Annotated in this window: 25 protein-coding genes; 7 read left to right on the forward strand and 18 right to left on the reverse strand. The window is 71.3% G+C overall.

The window, feature by feature from the left end:
• Positions 1-54: 54 nt before the first annotated feature.
• Positions 55-492 carry a hypothetical protein gene (locus ACF068_RS31160; RefSeq protein WP_392277665.1) on the reverse strand — a complete coding sequence of 146 codons (438 nt, stop codon included), beginning with the start codon at positions 490-492 and terminating at the stop codon, positions 55-57.
• A 154-nt stretch (positions 493-646) separates the two neighbouring features.
• Between ACF068_RS31160 and ACF068_RS31165 the strand changes: the two genes are divergently transcribed.
• Together ACF068_RS31165 and ACF068_RS31170 are read left to right on the forward strand one after the other, a co-directional pair.
• A complete protein-coding gene (locus ACF068_RS31165) occupies positions 647-1,021 on the forward strand; it encodes a hypothetical protein (RefSeq protein WP_392277666.1) in 375 nt (124 codons plus the stop codon).
• Between the two features lie 41 nt (positions 1,022-1,062).
• Positions 1,063-1,407 (forward strand): DUF6233 domain-containing protein, encoded by a 345-nt coding sequence (locus ACF068_RS31170; protein WP_392277667.1) that lies wholly within the window; start codon positions 1,063-1,065, stop codon positions 1,405-1,407.
• Between the two features lie 82 nt (positions 1,408-1,489).
• On the opposite strand, the gene ACF068_RS31175 is transcribed toward ACF068_RS31170, so the two are convergent.
• The 3 genes from ACF068_RS31175 to ACF068_RS31185 all read right to left on the reverse strand — a co-directional run bounded on the left by ACF068_RS31175 (position 1,490) and on the right by ACF068_RS31185 (position 4,011).
• Positions 1,490-1,702 (reverse strand): DUF6207 family protein, encoded by a 213-nt coding sequence (locus tag ACF068_RS31175; protein ID WP_392277668.1) that lies wholly within the window; start codon positions 1,700-1,702, stop codon positions 1,490-1,492.
• A gap of 262 nt (positions 1,703-1,964) precedes the next feature.
• Positions 1,965-2,876 carry a Ku protein gene (locus tag ACF068_RS31180; protein WP_392277669.1) on the reverse strand — a complete coding sequence of 304 codons (912 nt, stop codon included), beginning with the start codon at positions 2,874-2,876 and terminating at the stop codon, positions 1,965-1,967.
• A gap of 247 nt (positions 2,877-3,123) precedes the next feature.
• On the reverse strand, positions 3,124-4,011 hold the full coding sequence (locus ACF068_RS31185; protein WP_392277670.1) for a hypothetical protein: 888 nt from the start codon (positions 4,009-4,011) through the stop codon (positions 3,124-3,126).
• Between the two features lie 336 nt (positions 4,012-4,347).
• On the opposite strand from ACF068_RS31185, the gene ACF068_RS31190 reads away from it, so the two are divergent.
• Positions 4,348-4,842, forward strand: a complete 495-nt coding sequence (locus tag ACF068_RS31190) for a hypothetical protein (RefSeq protein WP_392277671.1) — start codon at positions 4,348-4,350, stop codon at positions 4,840-4,842.
• A 57-nt stretch (positions 4,843-4,899) separates the two neighbouring features.
• Here the strand turns inward: ACF068_RS31190 and ACF068_RS31195 are convergent, their stop codons facing one another.
• The 4 genes from ACF068_RS31195 to ACF068_RS31210 are packed head-to-tail and all read right to left on the reverse strand — an operon-like array spanning position 4,900 to position 7,902.
• Positions 4,900-5,358 (reverse strand): hypothetical protein, encoded by a 459-nt coding sequence (locus ACF068_RS31195; RefSeq protein WP_392277672.1) that lies wholly within the window; start codon positions 5,356-5,358, stop codon positions 4,900-4,902.
• On the reverse strand, positions 5,355-6,482 hold the full coding sequence (locus ACF068_RS31200) for a hypothetical protein (RefSeq protein ID WP_392277673.1): 1,128 nt from the start codon (positions 6,480-6,482) through the stop codon (positions 5,355-5,357). Before ACF068_RS31200 ends, ACF068_RS31195 begins: the two co-directional genes overlap by 4 nt.
• On the reverse strand, positions 6,479-7,114 hold the full coding sequence (locus tag ACF068_RS31205; RefSeq protein WP_392277674.1) for a hypothetical protein: 636 nt from the start codon (positions 7,112-7,114) through the stop codon (positions 6,479-6,481). The genes ACF068_RS31200 and ACF068_RS31205 overlap by 4 nt, the downstream gene beginning before the upstream one ends.
• Positions 7,111-7,902: a hypothetical protein gene (locus tag ACF068_RS31210; RefSeq protein ID WP_392277675.1), complete on the reverse strand. Its 792-nt coding sequence runs from the start codon at positions 7,900-7,902 to the stop codon at positions 7,111-7,113. The genes ACF068_RS31205 and ACF068_RS31210 overlap by 4 nt, the downstream gene beginning before the upstream one ends.
• Positions 7,903-8,189: 287 nt before the next feature.
• Between ACF068_RS31210 and ACF068_RS31215 the strand changes: the two genes are divergently transcribed.
• The 4 genes from ACF068_RS31215 to ACF068_RS31230 all read left to right on the forward strand — a co-directional run bounded on the left by ACF068_RS31215 (position 8,190) and on the right by ACF068_RS31230 (position 10,579).
• Complete coding sequence (locus ACF068_RS31215) at positions 8,190-8,768, forward strand: hypothetical protein (protein WP_392277676.1); 579 nt, start codon at positions 8,190-8,192, stop codon at positions 8,766-8,768.
• A gap of 67 nt (positions 8,769-8,835) precedes the next feature.
• Positions 8,836-9,183, forward strand: a complete 348-nt coding sequence (locus tag ACF068_RS31220) for a hypothetical protein (RefSeq protein ID WP_392277677.1) — start codon at positions 8,836-8,838, stop codon at positions 9,181-9,183.
• A complete protein-coding gene (locus ACF068_RS31225) occupies positions 9,180-9,620 on the forward strand; it encodes a hypothetical protein (RefSeq protein ID WP_392277678.1) in 441 nt (146 codons plus the stop codon). Before ACF068_RS31220 ends, ACF068_RS31225 begins: the two co-directional genes overlap by 4 nt.
• Positions 9,617-10,579: an AAA family ATPase gene (locus ACF068_RS31230; protein WP_392277679.1), complete on the forward strand. Its 963-nt coding sequence runs from the start codon at positions 9,617-9,619 to the stop codon at positions 10,577-10,579. Before ACF068_RS31225 ends, ACF068_RS31230 begins: the two co-directional genes overlap by 4 nt.
• Before the next feature lie 303 nt (positions 10,580-10,882).
• Here the strand turns inward: ACF068_RS31230 and ACF068_RS31235 are convergent, their stop codons facing one another.
• The 10 genes from ACF068_RS31235 to ACF068_RS31280 all read right to left on the reverse strand — a co-directional run.
• Positions 10,883-11,710 carry a hypothetical protein gene (locus ACF068_RS31235; protein WP_392277680.1) on the reverse strand — a complete coding sequence of 276 codons (828 nt, stop codon included), beginning with the start codon at positions 11,708-11,710 and terminating at the stop codon, positions 10,883-10,885.
• A 233-nt stretch (positions 11,711-11,943) separates the two neighbouring features.
• The gene (locus ACF068_RS31240) at positions 11,944-12,375 is read right to left on the reverse strand and encodes a hypothetical protein (RefSeq protein WP_392277681.1); all 432 of its coding nucleotides are present in this window, start codon (positions 12,373-12,375) and stop codon (positions 11,944-11,946) included.
• A 643-nt stretch (positions 12,376-13,018) separates the two neighbouring features.
• Positions 13,019-13,612, reverse strand: coding sequence for a DUF4913 domain-containing protein (locus ACF068_RS31245; protein ID WP_392277682.1), 594 nt, complete (start codon positions 13,610-13,612; stop codon positions 13,019-13,021).
• Positions 13,602-15,341 (reverse strand): type IV secretory system conjugative DNA transfer family protein, encoded by a 1,740-nt coding sequence (locus ACF068_RS31250; protein ID WP_392277683.1) that lies wholly within the window; start codon positions 15,339-15,341, stop codon positions 13,602-13,604. Before ACF068_RS31250 ends, ACF068_RS31245 begins: the two co-directional genes overlap by 11 nt.
• Complete coding sequence (locus tag ACF068_RS31255) at positions 15,341-16,921, reverse strand: ATP-binding protein (RefSeq protein WP_392277684.1); 1,581 nt, start codon at positions 16,919-16,921, stop codon at positions 15,341-15,343. Before ACF068_RS31255 ends, ACF068_RS31250 begins: the two co-directional genes overlap by 1 nt.
• Before the next feature lie 6 nt (positions 16,922-16,927).
• A complete protein-coding gene (locus ACF068_RS31260) occupies positions 16,928-18,346 on the reverse strand; it encodes an SCO6880 family protein (protein WP_392277685.1) in 1,419 nt (472 codons plus the stop codon).
• A 26-nt stretch (positions 18,347-18,372) separates the two neighbouring features.
• A complete protein-coding gene (locus tag ACF068_RS31265) occupies positions 18,373-19,989 on the reverse strand; it encodes a hypothetical protein (protein ID WP_392277686.1) in 1,617 nt (538 codons plus the stop codon).
• A gap of 32 nt (positions 19,990-20,021) precedes the next feature.
• Positions 20,022-20,819, reverse strand: a complete 798-nt coding sequence (locus tag ACF068_RS31270; protein ID WP_392277687.1) for a hypothetical protein — start codon at positions 20,817-20,819, stop codon at positions 20,022-20,024.
• Positions 20,820-20,829: 10 nt separating this feature from the next.
• Positions 20,830-21,168: a hypothetical protein gene (locus ACF068_RS31275; protein WP_392277688.1), complete on the reverse strand. Its 339-nt coding sequence runs from the start codon at positions 21,166-21,168 to the stop codon at positions 20,830-20,832.
• A gap of 2 nt (positions 21,169-21,170) precedes the next feature.
• Positions 21,171-21,630 (reverse strand): hypothetical protein (locus ACF068_RS31280; RefSeq protein WP_392277689.1); only part of this gene is annotated, 460 nt, incomplete at its 5' end.

Below are 21,630 nucleotides of genomic sequence, written 5' to 3' on the forward strand. Positions count from 1 at the left end.
TGGCGGTGGGGGAGCACTGCTCGGTGATCCCGGGCCTGGCCGGGCCGGTCCGGGTTACGTCAGGGTCCGGCACGGCTGGGCGGCGGCGCCCTTGTACTGGATGCAGATCCTGGTGTTCTTGGGGAACTGCGGGCCGGTGTGCCCGTCCTTGCCCCAGGAGACTTCGGTGAAGTCGCCGACGGCCCGCCCCTTGGTCCAGCCCGTGGCGGCCTTCATCGGCTTGCCGGGCTTCTGGTAGAGCCACCGGGCGTAGTAGCTGCGTCCCTTGATCGTGGAGCCTTTGGAGGCGTACACCCAGCCGACCCCGCGCTGGGCGGAGCCCTTCTTGTGCCAGTACTTCACGACGATGCCGTAGCCGCACCCGGGTGTGCAGGCGTTCGTGCGCTTGTCGACGAAGGAAGCGGCCGATGCCGGTGCCGTCGTGGCGGCCGCCACCGTGATCGTCACGGCGAGCAGCATTCTCTTGGTCGTACGTCCCGCCCTGGTGTTCATGCGGCCTCCCTGGTGATCGGCGGTGGGTGCTGATCAACGAGGGCAGGCGGCCGGCGGGGGACAGGGCGCCGGATCAGCACCCCGCCGGGTGACCGGCGGAGGCCCGGGGCGTGTCCCCGTTCCCAGGGAATCGAACAGGCGTATTATTCTGGCCATGGCTGAGACCGCGTTCCCCGATGATCTGCGTGCCGCGCAGACCCGCTTGCACCAGGCCACCGCCGAGCTGGCCGCGCTGTGTGAGCGGCTGCCGTGGAGTGTGGAGCCGCTGCCTGGCTGGCCGGGTACGGAGCACCCGCACACCGGTGAGGTGACCGGCGGCCGCGAGGCGAGCCCGGGCTGGACCGAGGAGGAGAAGGAGGCCGTCGACCGGCTCCGCGCGCGGTGTCTGGAGCTGTCCGTGGAGGTCAGCGGTCACCCCTTCTGGCAGGAGGTCGACACGGAGAAGGTCGCCATGGCCCGCTCGGAGCTGAAGCAGGCCACGCGAGCCGCCGCCGCGGCGGCGGCCTTGGACGTCGCCGAAGCCGCCTGACCACTGCCCCTTCGTACGACGATCCCGACAGGACCGAGACTGTGTCCGACCCGCTGCCGCCCCCGTATCCGCCGGACGACGAGCGGCTGGCCGACATCGAGACGTACCTGACCGTGCAGCTGATGTACGTCCGCCAAGCGCGCGCGGCCGAAGCCCGGCGCCGCGAGACCCAACAGCGCACCGCCCCACCACCCCCGCCCCCCTACCGGCTCCAGCGCGGCCTGGACGCCGCCCGCACCGTCGTCCGGGTACACCTCGGCAACTGCGCCCTGGCGAAGAAGGGACCCGGCGTGGACGACCTGACCGCCCGGCGCGCCCTAGTGGAGGGCGTCGAAGCGTGTACGGTGTGCCGGCCCGACACCGAGCTCGGACTGATCGACGGCTAGAGGACGCCCCGCCCCGCTCGGGCCGAGTCGCCCCGGCCGGCCGGGCGGGCGGCGGGCGCCGGGCGGTGCGCGTCGGGTCGTGTCAGGCGTCGTGGTCGGGGTGGCGGCGTACGTCGGCGTACACCCGGGCCCGCACTCCCGGCTCGCCCGGGACGCGCCACACTGGTGTGACGCCGGAGGTCGCCCACAGCCGCTGGAGGCCCTCCATCACCGCCTCGACGGTCTCCTCGTCCGCAGCGGTGACGTCCAGGACCACCAGCCCCGGCTCGGCGATGTGCTCCTCGTCGATGTCCATACCCGCACCGACAGACCCGGCGGGGGAATCGGTTCGCCGCCCACCGGCCGCGCCACCCGGATGAGCGATTCACGACGGCCGGACGCCCCCTCCCGCTCGCGCGGCCGCGGCCCCGGGGCGTAGCCAGGGGGTGCGGCCCTGGTGGTTCGGGATGACAGGACGGGATCCTCGGCGGCCGCACCCTCACCTGGTGCCCGCTCCCCGATGCCCCTCGCGGGGCGGGCACCAGCACCCTCCCCACGGCCAATCCGCGCGGGCGAGGTCAACCGGCCTTGCGGGACTTGCGCGCCGGGGCCTTCGTCGCGGTGGTCTTCTTGGCGGCCGTCTTCTTCGCCGCGGTCTTCTTCTTCGGCTGGGGCATCTCGTGGACGGTGGCGTCCTCGCCGCCATCAGCGCGCGAGGCCCTGGCCTGCTCGACGGAGGCGTTGAGCGCGGCCATCAGGTCCACGACTTCCCCGCCGGCCTCCTCCGGGGCCGCACCGACCGGCTGCGGTTCGCGGTGCTCGGCCTTCGCGTGGAGAAGCTCCTCCAGCGCGGTGCGGTACTCGTCGCGGAACTGCGTCAGGTCCTCGGTGGTCATGGCGTCGATCAGCGCGACGGCACCCTCGACCTCGGAGTCATCGACGTCCGTGGCCGGCGGGGCGACCGCAGAGGCGTCGCGGATCTCGTCCGGCCAGCGCATCGCATGCAGCGCGATCACGTCGCCCTCCAGCACCTGGAGCAGCCCCAGCCGCTCCCGGTTGTGCCAGGCGAACTTCGCGATGGCCACCCGGTCGGAACGCTCCAGGGCGGAGCGGAGCAGCTTGTAGGGCTTGGCGGCGACCCCGTCGGCGGCGAGGTAGTAGGAGTCGCCGATGCGGATCGGGTCGATGGAGGAGGCCGGGACGAACGCGACGATCTCGATGGCCTTCGCCGTCGGGAGCGGCATCGCGTCCAGCTCGGCGTCCGTGATCGGGATGACCTTGTCCTTCGCGATCTCGTACCCGCGGCCGATCTCGTCCTGGCTCAGCACCTTGTCGTCCAGGGTGCAGACCTTCTGGTAACGGATCCGGCCGCCGTCGGTCTCGTGCACCTGGTGGAAGGAGATGTTGTGCGACTCGGTCGCAGGCAGGACCTTGATCGGAATGGTCACCAAACCGAACGAAATCGCACCAGACCAGACAGGGCGCGGCATTCAGGACACCTCTCAGGCTGCCCCCCTGGGGTGGACGACCAGCCTAAGACGGTGCAGGTCGAGCCGCATCAGCCGCAGCCGGAGCAGTCTGCCGTTCGGTGGCCGCGCTCGTGGCGGGCTGCTCCGGCAGGACGGCTCGTTTATCTGGGGTTCTCAGGAGGTGTAAGGCATGTAAGGCAACGGCCGCCGAGCGGTACGTGCCTGACGGGTATCTGGTGGGTCGTCAGGCACGTTCGGCACGTGGGTCTCAGGCGCTGCTGCCGGGGTTCTTCCGCTGGAGGTGCGCTTCGAGGGCTTCCTGGACGCCGAGGAGCATGCTCCGGTCGTGCTGCTCGGCACGGGCCAGCACGTTCCACTGGTGCACGTCGCGGACCTGGCGCTCGATCGCGGCGTCCAGGCGGTCGCGCAGGGCGCCGGGGCTCAGGGCCTCGACTTCGACCGCCTCGTGCGGGTCGAGCCCTTCGCGCAGGCACTCCTCCCGGAACCGCTTGAAGTTGCTGTCCGCGGTGTTTGCCTCGTGCGAGACCAGGCGCCCGCTGCGGACGTCGTCGGCCGTGACGGCGATCTGCTGGAAGTCCAGGGCGATGCCGTTGTTGCCGTACCGCGCGATCCGCTCCACGACGGAGCGGGGGATGGACCGTCCGCTCGGGTCCCAGTCGCCGGCGTACAGGACGGTCAGCGGCTTGCCGTGCGCCTGGTTCTGCCGGACGGCCTCGTAGACGAACGTCTTGCTCGACTGCCCTCGGCACGAGTAGAGGCCCACGCCCCACTTCGTGGTCACCGGGTGCAGCACGCCGGAGATCGAGTCCGACTCGCACCAGACCTCGACACGGCGCGGCTGGGAGGCCCAGAGGTTGCGCCGGTAGGTCTCGGCGGTGCGCTCCAGCGCCTCCAGCATCGAGTCGTACTGCATCTCCTGCCGCACCAGCCGGGTGCCGTCGGTGATCCACTCCCACGGCAGCACGCCGTGCTCGCGCAGATACCCGAGTTCGCGGACCGGCACCGAGTAGTTTCGGCGCGACTGTCCGGTGTCCTTCTCCCATAGCCGGCCCAGCCCGAGGTAGTAGACGTGCCGGACGGTGCAGGGTTGCGCGTCGCGGACGATCGCGTACAGCTCGGCCCGCAGGGTCTCCATCTCTGCCTTCGTCCGCCGCGGACGTTTTATGGGGCTAGCGCCGTAAGTCACGACTCCAGTCAACACGTCGCGGACCGGCCAAGCGCTGTGCCTTACGTGCCTTACACCTCTTCAAGGCTCTGACCAGCGAGAACGGGCCAGACCCCCAGATAACGACGTTGGCGGCCCCTTCCCGGCACGTGGTCTCGCGGCGTCGGTTCTGCCCGGTGCTGTCGACCGGTGCTGGGGTGACCCGTCAGGGCGAGTCCTTTGCGCCAAGCGTGTGAAGGCGGCCGTTGGCGCCGCTTTGGCCGCGCCATGGTGGCCGCACCACCGACTGGCGAGATGAGGGACCCCATGCTGCTGATGCCCGCGGACGACGAGATCGACCAGATGCACGGCGATGAACTGCGGCAGGAGTTCACGCGGGCCATGGCCACGGTCGCCGCCGCCGTCAGCGAGCCCGTGGAAACCGTCTCCCTCAAGCTCGTGCAGCGTCTGGGTCTGCGGCGGAGGTGGGACGAGCCGGACCAGCGCGAGGCGTTGCGCGAGATGAGGACCTGGCTGTCGACGCCGAAGCTCTACCGAGCCCGACCCGCAACGGTCGGTCGCCTGCCCCGGCCTGACGGGCCCGGGCAGATGCCGTACCCCACCCGGGCGCGGTACGCCGCCGGGGCCACCGCGTGCGCCCTGTGCGGCGACGCCATCGCCCCCGGCGACATCATCGGCCGCATCCGCGACAAAGAACGGATTGGCATGAGGCGAAGCCGGTGGCCGCTGGGGGCCTTCGCCGGCCCCCAGACCCCCGCTCCCCGCGGCACCGACCGGCGCGGGCAGGAAGTGAGGGGCTGAGCTGGGTGCGCGCCGGACGGCACCGCGGCTGTGCCGTCCGGCGGGCGTGATCGGGCGTCAGAGCGGGATGCAGCCGACGCTGATGTGCCAGTACGGGCCGCCGTACGGTCCCAGGTGACGACCGAGGGTCATCAGGTCGGTGTCGGGCAGACCGGGGGAGACAATGAGGGAGATGCTGCCGCCGCCATGCCGGGCCAGGGCCGTCCACTGCTGGATGCGCGGGTCTGCGGGGATGACGATGCGCGCGGCGCTCTCCTCGCACAGGAGCTGGATCATCACCCGCCCGTCGTCCTCCAGCGTCCAGCGAGCCTGCGAGTCGGCGGCCCGGGCGACCTCGCCCCGGGGGACCATGCGGTAGCGGGTGACGAAGTCCTTCACCTCCGCCTCTTCCACGCCCGGCTCCACGACCAGGACCAGCGCGGCGAGCACGCTGCCGTCGGTCAGCGGCAGGCCGGTCGGTACGGCCACCACCGGGGGTGTCCCCTCGTACAGCGTGTCGCCGAGTTTCCTCGTCACAGGCCGATCCCCTCGGTCGCGGCGTCCTCGAACGCCTCGCCCTCGTCCACGTACTCCCAGAACACGGGCGAGTTGGCCGACCAGCCGCCCTGGCGGCGCAGCTTCTCGACGCGCTTGCCCTTCTTGCGGCCGGTGGTGACCAGACCGCGCCGGGCGGAGTGCCCGGTGATCCGGCGTCCGGCCAGGCCCGCGTACTTCGCGCAGCGCGCGAGCGCCCGGCCGACACCGTCCGGGGACAGGCGTTTGGTGCCCTGATTGCCCCACTGGTCGACGGGCAGGAACGCCGGGCCGCCGGGGACGGCGCCGGCCGCCAGCTTGGCTTCCTGGTACGCACGCCAGCAGCGCACCGGGCAGGTGGCGGGGTCCTCTCCATAGGTGACGGGCACCTCCCGGTCCGGGCGCCCTTTCACCGAGGGCACGTGCACCATCAGGCCCTCGGTCACGGCCTTGATGTCCGGGTCGTCCAGCGCGGACATCTCCTCGTTGCGCCCCGCGACCGCGAACTTCAGGGAGTTGAGCGCCTTGTCTCGGAGCCGGGTCAGCTCCGAGACCACGATGGTGTGCCGTCGCCGGGCGTCCGGCTGCGGGGCGCGCTCGCGCGGCGCGTTGGCCATTTTCCGCAGGTCGGACGGGGTGATGGCGCCCGCCTTGCCGCGGCCGCGCTGTTGGCGCTTCTTGTCCAGCCGGAGTGGTTTCAGCGCCCGGCGGGCCGCTTCGGTGGCCTCCTTGGGGACGGTGTAGCCGCGGCTGCGGGCCTCGGCCGTGACCCCGGTGATGCGGCGCTCGATCGTGTTCGGCGGCGCCTGGACCACCTGGTCCAGGTAGGTCACGAAGGAGACGAAGGTGCCGACCGTGATGGAGCTGAGCGGCAGGGGCGTACCGGTACGCGCGGCGAGCCAGCCGTGGAACTCCTGCCACACCTCCCAGTCCCGGGCGTAGCCGGTCCTGGTCTTCTTCGGCCGGATGCGGTTCAGGTGGGCCTTGGCGTCCGTGTCCAGGGCCGCCAGGACGGCAACCACCGGATCGGGCACGGCGACTTCGCTGGCGGGGGCGTCGTCCACCAGCTCGGCGTCGACCACCTCCACCGGCTCCAGCGCGGTCCCGTACTCCTCGGCGGTCGTCACTCGGCGACCTCCTCCTCGGCCGCGGCCGCGTCCAGCTCCGCCGCCACCCACTTCGCCGCCGCGGTGACGCTGGTGAACGGCTTGCTGCCGCTGGTCTTCGCCCACAACGCGTAGCCCGACAGGCCACGGGCGGGCGGGTGGAAGTCGGGCCCGATGGCCGCGTGCCAGACCGTGCCACCGCGCTTGCCCCGGCCCTCGGTGACGGCGCCGACGATGTCCTCCTCGGACAGCCGGTCGACCTTCTGCCGGGAGCAGAGGTAGGCGCCGGGCGAGGTGTAGTCCCGCAGGTCGAGCAGCGGCGGGCCGGGGTAGAGCCACAGTCCGGCCACCCGCTTGGGGGGCTGCCCGTAGCCGGTCCTCACCGTGGTGGTCGTCTGGGTGGTGTGCTCCTCGCCGCTGATCAGGTGCACCGTGTCGCAGGAACGGCACAGCAGCCGCACGGTGATCCGGTCGTAGTGGTCGCGGTGGCCGCACTCCTCGTTGGGGCACGCGTGCTCCGGGCCTCCCCGGCGGGAGCGGAGCTTGTCGGAGACGGTCTGTTGGTCGGCCTCCCAAGCGGGTTTGACGCAGTCCGGCCGGTGGGTGAACGGGTGCCACTCCAGGTGAGCGGCGATGGCGTCGGAACTGCTCATCGGGCGGCCTCCGTCGTGGCGTTGGCCGTGAGCAGCTCGGCGTACTCCCGGCAGGAGACGGTGTTGGCGCGGGAGCGCTCGGCGCGGGCTCGGTGGTCATCGGCGAGTTCGGGCTCGGCGCCGGTCAGCTCGTCGTAGAGGTCGGCCACCTCCTGTTCCGCGTCGGCGAGCCGGGTCAGCACCGCGGCCCGGGCCTCCGGGCGGGCGTCGCCCTCGGTCAGCAGCCGCTGTTCATCGTGCAGGACGGTCAGCCGGTCGCGAAGCAGTGCGAGCCGGTGGTGCAGGCCCTGCGCGCGCTCCCGGCGGGCGGCCTCGGCGGCGACCGCGCCGGGGAAGCGGACGGCGTCCAGGCCAGAGCTGACCGCGTCTTTCGGGTGGTCGGGGTGCCGGTCGGCGTGCACCTGGTCGAGGCGGCGGGCGGTCTTCAAGGTGGAGTACTCGCTGTCCGGCGGGAACAGGGTGCGGCCGCCGGAGGCCCAGGCGGTGACTGCTCCGGCCCAGCGCTCGTGGGCGGCCTGCTTGCTGATGCCGGCGGCGGTGGCCAGTTGGGCCCAGGTGGTGCCCTCCTCCCGCTCCGCGATGACGGCGTGCTCGACGAGCTGGTCCATCAGCTCCTTCAGGGCCAGGGTGCGGCGCAGCCGCTCGCCGGGGGGCGCGTCGGGGTCGATGGGCAGCAGGTCGAGCGTCTGCCTGGCGACCCGCTCGGCGTCCATGGCGAAGCGCACGCGGGCCTCGTCGCGCGGCGACAGGACGCGCGGGGTCTCCGGCATGTCGGTGGTGTCGGTCATGGGCGTCAAGGTACACCTGACACGGCATCACGTCAGGGCTTCCCTGACTTCTTTCACTCGTCAGGGTTACCCTGACGGGTCGCCACCCTCCAGCCACCTGACCCCTGTCCGGTTTGTCGCCTCGGATATGGCACGTTATCCGAGGCGAGACGCGCCGGTCCGTTGCGTCACTCGAACGAGTGCAGAATTCCGCCAGTGTTCTTCCCGGTCTAGACGGAGGGGCTCGGTGGCGGGCATCCTCCATGGAGACCCGGGAGAACCGGGTCTGAATCTGCCGGAAGGCTCACATGGAGATCATCATCAGGGGCGCGACCGAGGAGTTCGCCGAGAAGCTCGTCGCGCTCGCCGCCCAGCACCACGCGGAGCTGTCCATCAGCACCGTCCGCCCGGGCTGGACCGTCGACCGCGCCGAGCGCTACCTCCGCGACCTGACCGCCGGCTCCCGCCGGATGGCCGAGATGGTCATCGTCGACGGCGACGGCTACATCGAGGCCGACCGCGTCCGCAGCGTGCTCGGCAAGCTCAACGGCCCGTCCAACGGCCTGACCCGGGCCGTCCCGCGCGGAGTCCGCAAGGGCTGGTGGCCGGAGGGCACCCCGGCGCCCATCACCCCCGTCTCCGACCCCGCCAACCCGTCCTGGCACCAGAACATCGCCTACCGGATGGACAAGGAGCTCGTCCCCGTCTTCCGCGAGGCGCTCGCCCGCATCACCGCGGCCAAGAAGGCCGCCGAGGCCATGGGGATCACACCCGGCGGCACCGGAAAGACCTCCTCCAGCGGCAGCCCGTACGTCACCCCGCTGGGTTACACCCCCATCGACCTGGATGGCGGCCCCATCACGGCCGACGAGGACCAGCAGCCGTGAGTACCCGCCCCCCGCACGACGCCGTGTTCGCCTCCGCGACCACACCTGACCCATGAAGGAGCCCTGCATGTCCATCCCCAAGTACGACGGAGCCCCCGACCTGTACGAGGAGCAGGAGGACTTAGTGCGCAACAGGCGCCACCTCCCCCTGCGTGAGCGGCTGCTGCGCCGTGCCGCGCTCACCGACCGCAGCACGCTCGACGCCTCGGCCGAGGACGGCAAGGCCGTCCAGATGATCATCAGCGCCGCGTTCAACCTGGCCGACCACGACCGCGAACACTGCACCGCCGCCGGCCCCATCAGGCCGGACTCGCTCACCACGAGCAGCACCCTCCCCCATCTGCGCGCCTACATCCGCCAGGAGTACGCGGCCCACCAGCAGGCCCCGGCGAGGCAGAACGGGGCGAAACTGTGAGCCTCGACGACCCCGTGCTGGCCGCGGAGCACCTGTGGCGTCGGCTGGTCGAGCACCAGCCCGCCGTCGCCGCCGCCCTCGGCCTGCTCGTACGAGAGCTGCCGCAGGACTGGCCGCAGCGCGAGCTCGGCGTCTTCCGCCCCGAGGCCGCGTTCGACCTGACCCCCTCAGACGAGCTCCGCGCGCGGGTGGAGATCGAGCCGTACGAGACCTACTGGGAGGACTGCGGGGCCTGCTCCGAGTCCTCGGACCCCTGCCGGTTCCACACGGGCTTCGAGACCGGCTACAAGGCGCTGCACCAGCCGCTCCTCGACGCCATCGCGCTCGACCAGACCGCCACCGTGGCCGCCGTGCTCCAGCGGCTGGCCAGCGAGGACTCGGACGGCGGCCAGCCGGTCGCGCCCGAGAACACCGACACCGGAAAGGTCCAGAGATGACGACGACCACCGGCTTCCTGACCCTCCCGCCCCTCGACCCCGTCCCCGGCACGCTGCTGGTCGCGGTCGGCCCGGGGGCCTCGGGCAAGTCGACGTACGCCCAGACCGCGGCGGTCGACGCTGTGGTCTGCCTCGACTCCCTGCGGCGCGAGATCAGCGGCGACGCGGGCGACCAGTCCGTCACCCCGGCCGCCGTGGAGCGGCAGAACACCCTCCTGGAGCAGCATCTGGGCGCCGGGAGGACGGTCTTCCTCGACAGCACGAACGTGGAGCCGAAGGTGCGGGCCGGACTGGTGGAGCGGGCCCGCCGGCGCGGGCGCCCCATCGTCGCCCTGCTCTTCCTGCCCCACCTCGACATCTGCCTGACCCGCAACGCGCTGCGGCCGGCCAACCTGCGCGTCCCCGAGGACACGCTGCGCTGGCAGCACGACCTCACGCGAGAGGCCACCCCGGACGCCCTGCTTCGGGAAGGCTTCACGGCCGTGCACCACATCGAACCCATCCCGACAGGAGCCACCATGTCCAACGACGTCCTTGCCCCCGAGCGGATCGCGGATGCCGTCGCCGTACTGCGCAAGGCGCAGCAGGGCGATCAGGAGGCACACCGAGACCTCGGCGACTACTTCCCGGAGTACGAGGGGCTGGTGATGCAGACCGATCACGTCCGCTACCTCGAACTCGCCGCCCGCGCCGGTCTGGAGGCCACGCACCTCCTGATCATGCACATCCAGTCCGACACGTGGGGGGCCTCGGTGGACACCTACACCTCCGACCTCGGGATGCCGCTCGCGTCCGTGAACCTCGGGGACTACGCCAGCAGGACCGAGGCGGTCCGGGAGACGGTGCGCGCCGCGACGGACCACGGTTGGATGCTCGCCCCCGAACACGAGTGGGCCGACTTCGACTGCGGCGGCGGGGAGATCCACATCCCGATCTACCCGCGGCCGGTCTCCAGGTGAGTCCGGTGACCGACACACCGCGCCTGGACCGGGCGCGAGTTGGCGGCCGCCACCGCGTACGCCTCCGCCCTGGCGGCGCACCGCCGCGCCATGGCCGTACGCGGGGGGCCTGCGGCTCGACTCCTCGTTGCGCCCGGCGACCGCGAGCTTGAGGGAGTTGAGCACCTGGTCCCGCAGCCGGGCTAGTAAGTGCTGCACCTGGTGCACCACGGCGGCGCGGATGTGCAACGACGCGGGCCCCGGCTCCCCCTCGAAGGGGACCACCGGGGCCCGCGGGTTATCTGGCCAAATAGACCAACTCTGTCAGGCGGACTCCGGCGCGAAGTTCTCCATGCAGTCGCCGCACATGATGTTGCGGCGCTCCAGCGTCTTCGGGGAGACCCGGATGACCGTCGGCGGGGCGCACTTGCAGACCGCCTTGACGTAGTTGCGGTCCTCCTTCTCCTTCTTCTCGGTCGGCGCCTCGCCGTCCCCGCCGGCGTCGGCGGTCTCCACGTCGCCGGTGGTCCCGCCGCCCTTGGTGCCGCCCCCGCGGCTGCGGGTGGCGAGGATGTCGGGGGTGCGGGTGGCGTGCATCGCCTTGTCGAGTGCGGCGATCTCCTTGGCGTACGCCTGCGCGGCTTCCTCCCCCAGCTCCGTACCGGCGAACCCGTACTTCTTCTTCCACTTGTCGCTGACGTCGGGGCGCTGGACGAGCCCCAGGGCCTCGGCCGTCTTCCGGAACTCCTTGTTGTGGTACTGGCTCGCGGAGCAGTCCTTGACGCCACGGTTCTCGTTCGCGGCATGGGTGGCCTCGTGCAGGAGGTAGCCGAAGACCTTGTTCGCGCCGTCGGCGAGCGATTCGGCGGTGACGAACACCTCGTGGTGGACGTCGTCGCCTTCGCGCAGCCGCCACCGGCGGGGTGAGAAGTGGGCCAGCTCGATCGCGCTCGCGCGGCCGCCGGTGGCCATGCTGATGACGGCCTCGGGAACATCCTGATGCCGGGTGCGGATCGCGTTCCAGGCCTCCACCAGGGCGGTGGTGACTCCGGCGGCGATCTCGGCGACGGTCACCGTGGGCAGGTCGGGAACGGCTTCCAGGGACGGGGCGGGAGCGGGCTCGGGGATGACGGCGACGGCTTCAGTGGTCATGGCACCACCCTAGCCAATTCTCACCTCTTAAGAGGTGAGAATTGGCCGAGTTGACGCCACGTCAGGCCGTGCGGACCGGCGGACGCTCAAGATGGCGCCGCGCAGCAACCGCTCGATCTCGGCGGCGATCGACGCTCCGGACGGCGTAGCGTACGAGCGGACCCGCCTGGCATCGGTCCACCTTTGTGACCTGCGGAAAGCCTGTCGCGCCCATGACTGCTGCTGGCTTCGGCTTAAGAGGCGTTGACAAGTTCCGTCTCGGAAGCGAGCGCCTCCAAGGCCTCATCCAGCGCTACCAGCCAGGTTGCGAATGCCTCGTCCCTCAGCCCGGCTCGCACCGCCTCCATCGCCCGAGCGGCCCACTCCGTCCTCATGGGAAGTTCGCACACGTCGACTTCTGGGGCCAGTTCCCGGAACGCGTACCAGAGGAACCCCGGACTCGAAATACGGTTCGCGGTGAATGCGTCGTGTGCCCGTCGCATTGCGCTCACCAAGGCCTCCGGGCGGGCCGAACCATAGAACTGGCAGGCCGTCTCGAACATCCTCCAGGCAGCCTGCCACTGCCCCTCCAAGCGGGGCTTGCGCCCCGTGGGCGGAACGGTGCCCACGCGCGCCGCGAGTTCCTGATGCAGTTCGGCTCGCTCGATGACGTCGCTCAGATCCATGCAGGCAGCCCTACCGGAGCACACAGCGGTCGCGGGTGCGACGTACCGACGGGTCCGCATCATTCACTCCTCTGCGGGCCGAACAGTGCGGTGGCCCCGCCCACGCGTACGCGGGGCCACCGAGGAGGAACCCGGGTGCTAGACCTGCCGCCGGACGAGCTGCGGCGCGGCGAGGAGGGTCCCGAGGGCGGTTGCCAGCTCGTGCTGGCCGGCGGCGACAGCCATCGTGAAAAGCACGACGATGACGACCGTGGGCATCTGCTCGGGGGTGATCGCGGGGAACGGGCCGGGCTTGTATGGGCCGTAGGGCGGTCGGCCGGGGAAGATTCCGGGAAGGATCCGCGTTCGGGTACTGTCGTGGAAGGACATTGTCGGGTGCACCTGCTTTCGCTGTCGTGAATCGCGGTCACCTCGATGACGTCGCGTCGGAGAGCGTCCCCACGGCCTCACTTTCCTAGGGCGCGGCTGTGGGACCTCTCCGGCATCTCTGCCACGAGGTGGGATTCACTCTAGCGGACCTCCACGCCCCCCAACTAACCCGCGAACACTACATGTTGTGTCGACGCACATTCTGACCACAACATCTTGCGGTTTGGCTACGGATCCATACGTCGAACTCCGGGTCCGCTGACTTCTTCGTCAGCTACTCACCGAGGTCATTGCGCCATGCGCTGGGGACAGTGCCGGGCATGCGGTGGTCGATTTGGTGCTCGCCCTTGGTGCACCCGGCGAACGGGCCGTTGGAGGGGCGGAGCTCGCGCATGCAGGGGTCGAGGTGGTCGCGGTGCCATACGGAGGGGCCGGTGTAGCCGCAGGTGGCGGGGTCGGTGAGTTCCTGCCAGGCGAGCCACAGGGCGTGGAGGCGGGCGATGGCGACGGGGTGCTCGAACCACAGGTGGCACCACCGGCTGTCGGAGGTCGGCTCGCCGAGGTAGCCGGGGACCAGGACGCCTTCGACCCACTCGATCAGCGCCCGCAGCTCGTCGTCGTACTGCGGCGGGTCGAGCAGCAGGATGAACGGCGGGTACTGCCAGTCGTCTTCCTCCGTGCCGCCGTCGTGGTTCTCCTCGCTGGCCGGGTCGTCGTCGGCGAAGGCCTCGCCCGGGTCCGCGCCGGCCGTCTCGGTCAGGGCTTTGACCTGGGCGGTGAGGGCGGCGACGTGGGCCTTGAGGTCCTCCAGGTCCTCGAACATGCCGACGGGTACCTCGAAGTCGGGGACGTCGGGGTCATCGGCCATCGCGGGCCGCCTTCCGCTCCTCGTACGCCGCGACGGCCCTCTTGGTGATCGCCATCTCCTCGGCGGCCATCTGGGGGCCGATGTGGGCCATGGCCTTCTCCGCGTACCAGGGGCGGAGCGCGATCTGGGCGATGGGCATGCCGGTGGACATCAGCAGGGCGGTGCCCTTCCGCATGGCGCGGATGTCGGCCGGGTCGAGGATCTGCTCGCGCTGCTCGGAAACGCTGCGGGAGTAGCCCTCCTTGCTCTTGGAGTACGAGCCGCGGCCGACGTAGTGGGCGCCGACCAGGGTGGAGACGTCCTGGGCGAACTTGGCGTCATCCAGGCCGACGCCGATGAGCTTCTTGGTGGCCGCGCCCCACATGGCGTCCATGCCGACCTCGCCCCACGCCTTCACGCCCTGGCGGTAGCTCTGGAGGATCACGTAGGGGGTGATGCCCCGGGAGCCGAGGTGGGAGTACAGGTCGGGCAGGTCGGCGATTTTGCAGATGTTGGCGGCCTCGTCGAGTACGGCGCGCATCGGCTCGGGCAGGCGGCCGCCGTGGCGCTCGCCCGCCTCCGCGCCGGCGGTGAACACCGCGTCGGCGCACGCGGCGACGACGGCGGACATCGGGCCGCCCTTCTTGCTCAGTAGGTACAGGGTGTCGCGGCTGGTGGCGAAGTGCTCGGGGTCGAAGCGGGGCCGGTGCTTGTCCGGGGTGACCCAGGCGAGGGTCTTCTCGTCGCGCAGCGCGGACACAGCCGTGCGCGCGTTCTGGAAGATCCCGGACTGGGTCTCCTCGGCGATGTTGACCGAGGAGTCGACCTGCTCGGCGAGGACCGGCTCGTGCTGGTAGAGCACCCGCATGGGCGCTTTCTCCTTGGGGTCGGCGAGCCACTTCATCACGTCGCGGACGCTGCCGCCCTCCCACCAGGCGGCGCGGAACAGCCCGACCAGCAGGTCGCCGGCGGCCTGGGACCAGAACGGGTCCGCCTGCTCGCTGGTGATCTGGGTGACGAAGTGGGAGGCGAGACGCTCGGCGCCCTCAAGTGTCTCGGCCTGGGCGATCATGTCCCACCACATGTCCCGCTCGGCCTGGGCCACGCCCTGGGTGTCCAGGATCCAGGTGTGGCCGATGCGGGCCCGGGAGGCGAGGGTCGCGGCGTAGACGTCGGCCTTGTTGGACGTCATCAGCAGCGCGCCTGGCGCCTCGTCGGCGACCGGGATGGCCAGGGAGGTCGACTTGCCCGCGCGGGGCGCCATGATGGCGATGTAGGTGTCCTCGTCGGAGCCGCGCAGCTCCACACCGGAGGGCAGGTGGTCGCCGAGCAGGACACCCCGGTCCCGGGCCGGGATCTGCTTCGGCTCGGTGTCCTTCAGCGAGGCGCGCAGGCGGGTCGCGGTGCGGGCCGCGTGCTTCGGGGTGAGGTCACGGACCTGGTGCAAGGTGGCCAGGTGGCGGGGGTTGTGGAACCACCGCAGCGACACCCGCAGCCCCCACACGACCAGGGCGACGACGGCCACGTCGAGCAGTGCGGCGCCGATGGCGGAGGCGGTCGGGGAGCCGCTCCAGACCGCCGACCAGTCGCTGGCCATGCGGTAGATGGTCACCGGGGAGGCGGGCGCGGCAGGTTCGCCGGTCAGGACCGCGCCGGCGGCCGCTCCGGCCCAACTGGAGGCGGACAGCGTCACCGCCCCGCCCAGCACGATGCCCCCGAAGGCCCATGCGCGGTCGTTGTCGGTCATCATCAGCGTCCACCCCCTGTGGTCGAAGTGCGGCGCCGGTTGTTGTCGGTGGCGTACAGCCGCTGCTCGGTCGGCGTCAGTTCGAGCGCGGCCGCGATGCCCGGCCGGGTGCCCAGCTTGATCAGGTACTTGCCGCGGCCGGGGTGCCGGGCGGTCTCCTCCTCGACCGTGGCCTCGCCGTCGTAGCTGGGGGCGATGTCGAGTCCGGTGGAGGTCGCCGAGGCCCAGGAGCTGACCATCATGACCTCCTGCTCGGTCAGCACCCGCTTGCCGGTCACGCGCCCGAGTTCTTCCTCCGTGCTCGCGCCGAGGACCCAGGTGTCGCAGCGGTCCATCAGGCCTCTCGCCTTGGCCCGGTCCATCTCCGTCGGGAGCGCTTCGACGTCCAGCAGGCTGTGCGTGACGTAGATGGTGACGTCGTCGGTGGTGCGGTTGAGGCGGGAGATCGCGTCCATCGCGTCGACCAGCCCGGGGCCGGAGCGCAGCGCGCGCCACATCTCGTCCATGGGCAGCACCAGCTTGCGGTCCATCAGCCCGATGGACCGGGCGGAGTCGATGGAGCTGTAGGTGTAGGCCCAGGTGGCGATCATGCCCGCGCTCACGACGTCGTTGCCGCGGGCGCGCAACGCGGAGATGTCCACGGAGACGGCGGGAGCGTGGATGTCCAGCGGGGTGGTGGTGGGGCCGTCGAACAGGCCCTTCAGCGGCCCGCCGGCCAGGTTGTCGAGCCCGGCGATGACGGAGCGGGTCAGGTCCTGGTAGCGGGCGCCGTCGGCGGCGAGCTTGACCCGCAGTTCCTCCGGCGCGGCGCGCAGGACGTTGACGACGTCCCGGATGATGGGGTCGCTGCCGCTGGGCTGGGCGGCGGAGGCGACCTGCACGGCCGTGTCCAGTGCGCTGCGGCCGACTTCGTCCGGCGCGCGCCCGAGCCCGTGCTTGGTGGACAGCAGCGCCACCAGCGTCTCCAGCCGGCGGCCGTTGAGGACGTCGAGCAGGGCGTCGCGGCGCTCGACGGGCAGGGACTGGACGCGGCCCTTGAGCGGGCCGGAATCAAGCGGGTTGATGCGGCCGATGCCGTCGCCGATGCGGACCACGGATCCGCCGAGTTCGCGGATCAGCTCGCTGTACTCGCCCTTGACATCGCCGGGCACCACGCACATGTGCCCGTACGCGGAGTACACCAGGCACACCCGCTTGACCAGCGCGCTCTTGCCCGCGCCGGGCTGACTCATCACCCACACACCGGGGTTGGTGGTGAGCTTGCCCGTCCAGCCGGAGGGGTCGATGCACACCAGCTCGCCGGTCAGGACGTCCCGGCCGACCGGCACGCCGCGCGGCGGCAGGCCGGAGCCGAGCAGGAAGGGGTAGATCCCTCCGGCCTGGGAGGTGGGGCCGGTGTAGACGGTGCCGGAGTCCTCGACCGGGACGCGGCCGCCGAAACGGCCGCCCCACCCCAGGCGGGGGGCGAACCGGTTCCTCAGCCTCTTCTGCTCGCGGCGTTCCTCGCGTGTGGGGGCCTGCTCCGCCACCCGGGTCACGCGTTTGGGCGTGGTCACCGCCGGCGGCTTGGGCGTGCGTGCCATACCTCGTCAGTCCTTCATCAGGGGGCTGTAGCCCAGCGGCAGCCCGGCCGCGAAGATGGCGGCCTGGGCACCGAACGCGGGCCGCATGCGGATACCTCGCGTCGCCTTCACCGCCCGCTCCAGCTCCTGGCGGGCTGCGGGAAGCTCGGCGGTGCTGCGGGCGGTGACGGTCACCATCAGCGTCCAGTCCACGACCTGGGCGCCGCCGGCCATCTGGGCGGCAGCCCTCTCCGCCCGCTGGGCGTCGGCCTTCTGCGACCACTTCGCGCGGCCCTTGACCTCGGCGGTCGCACGGGCCCGGTCGCGGGCGGCGCTGATCTCCCGCTCCAGCACCGCCTCACCCTCGATCGGATCCAGGACCCGGTAGGCGAGGGTGATGCGCCGCTGGAAGCGGCCCGGGGCGAGCAGAGGCAACAGCACGCTGTAGGCGATGGTGCGGCGCGGCATCTCCCGCAGCACCCAGGAGACGGACACGCCGCCGTCGTGCGCGTACTCCTCCCACCCGTCGTCGGCGGCCTGCGGCCCGCACTCTCCCCAGCTCAGGTCGGCGAAGTCTTTGTCGCGGGCGTTGAAGACGGCCGGGTCGTAGGCGGATCGCACCAGTCGGCGCAGGTCGATGTCGGTCGCCCGGCGTTCGATGTCGGTGCCGGTCCCCGACAGGTCCAGCGAGTCGGCCACCTTCAGTGCCTCGGCGACCTGTTCGGCCAGGTCCGTGGGCGGGTTGGCGGAGGCGCTGGGGTCGACCGTGACGGACATCCACGGCGCCACGCTGGCGGTGGCGTGCGGGGTGGTGCGGACCAGCTCGCGCAGGACCTTCTTCGCCAGTTGCGGCGCATGCGGGTCCTGACGGGCTTTCACGTCGTCGCCCAGTGCCTCGCCGGCGCCGGGGGTGATCTGGATGGTCACCGATGCCGCCTTGATCTGGTCGTCGGTGCTCATCGAGTCCAGCACGGACGACCAGGTCCGCAGGCTGCTCTGCACCGCGCCGGTGGGCGCCATCAGGCTGCCGCCGGGGGCGAGGAGCGTGGTGACCGTCATGTATCCCGTCGCCCGGTCGTGGACCACCCCGACCGGCTTGCCGCTGGTGGGGTCGTGGGCCTTGATCAGGGTGGTGGAGGCGCCCACGCCCGGCAGGTCCAGGGCGTAGGGGTGCGGCAGCAGCAGCCTCCGGTAGGAGGTCGCCTCGGCCCGGGAGGCCCGGCGCCAGGCGAGCCGGGCCCAGTAGTACGCCAGGGCGGACATCCCGTGGCGCCGGGCGGCGGCCAGCGCGATGACCGCGCCGGTCGCCGGCAGGGTGACCAGCAGGGTGAGGGGCGCCTGGGTGGCGATCAGGCCGTCCGCCGTCAGGACCATCGCCGCGATGATGATCGCGCCCTTCGACAGCCCACCGAACCCGCTGTTGCGGGCCCGGAACGGCTCGACCATCAAATTCCGCGGTACATCGTGTGTACTCACCGCGCTCCGTCTCCTCCCCCAGCAGCGTCCTGGAGCATGTCGTTGACGCCGTCCAGCACTTCGATGTCGGCGGTGCCGCTCCGGGCTGCCGTCGACGAGCCGGTGGCCGCTGCGGCGGCCGCCCCTCCGGCAGCCGCCGCCCCTCCGGCAGCAGCGTCCGGGACTACGTCGTTGACACCGTCCAGGACTTCAATGGCGGCAGCACCGGCCCCGGCCGTCGTGGCCGAGGCCGCTGTCGCTGCGGCGCCGGTGGCTCCGGCGGTCGTGCCTCCGCTCGTGCTCTCGCCGCTGGTGCCAGTGTCCGTGGCATCCGCCCCGTCCGTGGAAGCGCCACCGGCGGCGTCGCTCTCGCCGGTCGCCTGGCCCGGCACCCTGGCACCGGCCTGGGTGCGCGAAGCGTGCGCCACCGCGTCGCTGCCCGCCTCGATGTCACCGCCGCTTGAGGTGCCCTCCGTGCCGCCCGCGTCCGGGCCGCCGCCCTGACTGCCCATCTGCTGCTGCACGTATTGGGCGTGCGCCACCGGGGTCGCCGGCGGTGCACCCTCGCCACCGTCGTCCGTGCCCTTCTTCTTGGCGCCCAGGTAGGAGGCGGCCGCGTTCAGCGCGGTGCTGAGCCCGCCGGCCGCCAGCCCACCTCCGGCCGCGGCGCCGAACGGCGCGAAAATTTTGGTGAGGGGCGCGGGTACGAAGATCCCCAGGACCAGGGTGGCGATCCCGCGCAGCCACTCCGCCAGCGTCTGCGCCTTCCCGAATTCGGCGAAACCGGTGCAGATGATGATGGCGAGGATGGGCTTGTAGGTCACGATGACGAGCCCGGTGGTAATCAGCTTGGGCGCCCACTGCCGGGTGACGTCGCCGCCCGCCCGGCCGCCGCCCGCCACCGGCAGGAGCAGGCAGATGATCGGGATGGCGCTCTGCCGAAGGAAGATCATGATGAGCTGGATGAAGCCCACCAGCAGCAACACGACCACCACGCCCAGCACGATGATCGGGTTGGAGATTCCGCCCGGCAGCAGGGTGCCGGTGATCGTTTCGTAGGCGGCGCCGTCGTCCTCGAAGGCGGCGTCCACCAGGCCGGTGGTCATCGCGTCCCCGGCGGCCAGCAGCAGCGCGAACATCGCCACGCCCACGGTGGACAGGACCAGGTTCTCCACCCATCCCACCATCGCCCGGCCAAGGTGCTTGGCCTGGCCGGTGACGGCCATCTTGCCCGCCTGCCACATCATCCCGGCCGCAGCGATCACCAGCCCGAGCCAGGTCAGCATGCCCGCCAAGGTGGCGTCCCTGCCGAACAGACCCGTGGCTGAGAGGTCCACCGAAGGCCCTTGCAGCGCGACGGTCAGAAGCTTCTTGATCATCCACTTCACGACGTCCATGCCGGCGCGGATGACGTCGCCCAGGATGCTGTCCCAGACCGCGTCCCACGCCTTGTTGGCCGCCTTGGCGACGCCCTTGCCGATCTCGTCACACAGGACATCGCCCTTGCCCCCCGACACCACGTCCAGGATCGTTCCGCTGGTGGCCTCGCACATCACCTGAGAACCGCCACCGATCACCCCGTCGGCCGCGCCTGCCGGCGACGGCGCGAGGACGGAAAGACCCAGCACCGCCATGAGCGCAACGAGCAGGGTTGCGGCCCGTCGTATCACGACGCTTCACGGATGGCGGTCCATCCCTCCCGGTTGAACCCACCGTCACCCGGAGCCACCATCCCCGGCTTGGACTCCCCGCGGGTCGCCTGCCGGGCCCGCTGGGTCGCAGCACCCGACAGCTTCCAGTCGCCGCCCTCCCAGCGCGCGCCGGCCAGAAGGCGGGCATAGCCGCCGGACTCCTTCGCCGTCTCCCCCGTCTTCTGCGCGACGTCGGTGAGGACCCAGACGCTGACCTCGTCGGCGGACTGCTGGATGACCTGGTAGCCGACCACGTTGCTGCGCACGTACGCGCCGGGCGGCAGCGGCTGGCCCGGCTTCACGCCCGTCTGCCGGGCCAGGTCCTTGTCGGTCTGCATGGCCTTCAGCTCGACCTGCTGGGCAGTCTGCGGAGACTGATCCTTCTTGCTCAGGTACGAGTGGTAGATGCGTAGCTGCTCGTCGACCGCCGACTTGTCGCCCTCCATGGCGGTCTCGTTGGACGCCGCGATCATCGCCACGGCGCCCTCGGTGGTGTGCGGGAACCCGACCTCGCTGCCGTGCTCGTCGGTGCGCTGCCCGCGCGGGAGCGCGACCCAGCGCTCGGGCTCGGTCCACTCATCCGGAGGGGCGTAGGTCGAAGCCGGGCTCGAAGCAGCAGACGAACCCGCGCTGGGGCCGCCCTTGGCGGGAGTGTCCGAGGCGGACTCCTCCCCGCTGAGCATCACGTAGCCGGTCAGGGCCAGCACCGCGACGAGCGCGGCACCGGCCAGCCACGTCGTCCAGGTGTTCAGGGTTCCTCGCGTACGGGCCATCGTCAGCCGCCTAACCAGCGATGCCGTTGAGGATGGCGATCAGGGACCCGGACAGCAGGATGGCCGCGATGCCGCCGCCCATCCACTTGAACGGCTCGCTGCCGCCGCCGTTCCTGGACTTGTCGCTGACCGCCAGCTTGTACACGCCGAACGCGGTGCCGCCGACGCCCGCGAGGATCAGCAGCCACAGGCCGTAGCCGAAGATCTCGGCGACGGGGCCGTCCATCCCGGGGATCTTGGTCGGGGTTGCGGGCGGGATCAGACCGCCGCCACCGCCGCCTTCCTGGGCGGGGTCCCCCGGCGCCGCCAGGTATCCGGCGAGCGTGTAGAGCTGGGTGGACATGCTCATCGTCAGTTCCTTTCCATCGTGCGCCGCAGCTTCTCGGCCGCGGTCTGAACGTCCTTGTGCTCCAGCGCCTCGTCCGGGCCCTTAACGGCCCGCAGGACCGGCAGGTAGGGGACCCTCGCGACCCCCGCCAGGCGCGCCTCCAGGGCGCGCACGAGGTAGCGGGCATCGGCCACCGGCCGGGTGGGGGCGTCGGAGATGAGCACCAGCCAGGGCTTGGGCAGCGGGCCCCAGCGGCGCAGCAGCTCCTCCACGCACGTCGCGCCGTACACCGTCGTCTCCGCCAGCAGCACCGGCTGTGATCCGTACGGGAGGGGCTCACCGGCCGCCAGAACCCGGGCGCGGGTGCCGCCGCCGTCCGCGTCGAGCATGCGTGCAACGGTCGCAACTGCGATGCCGTAGCCGTGGACGGGGATCAGTGCGTAACGCGGCCCCACCATCGCCCCGCCCCCCGGCGCCGAGGTC

Origin of the sequence: Streptomyces sp. NPDC016309 (assembly GCF_043077235.1) — a bacterium.
Lineage (GTDB): Bacteria > Actinomycetota > Actinomycetes > Streptomycetales > Streptomycetaceae > Streptomyces.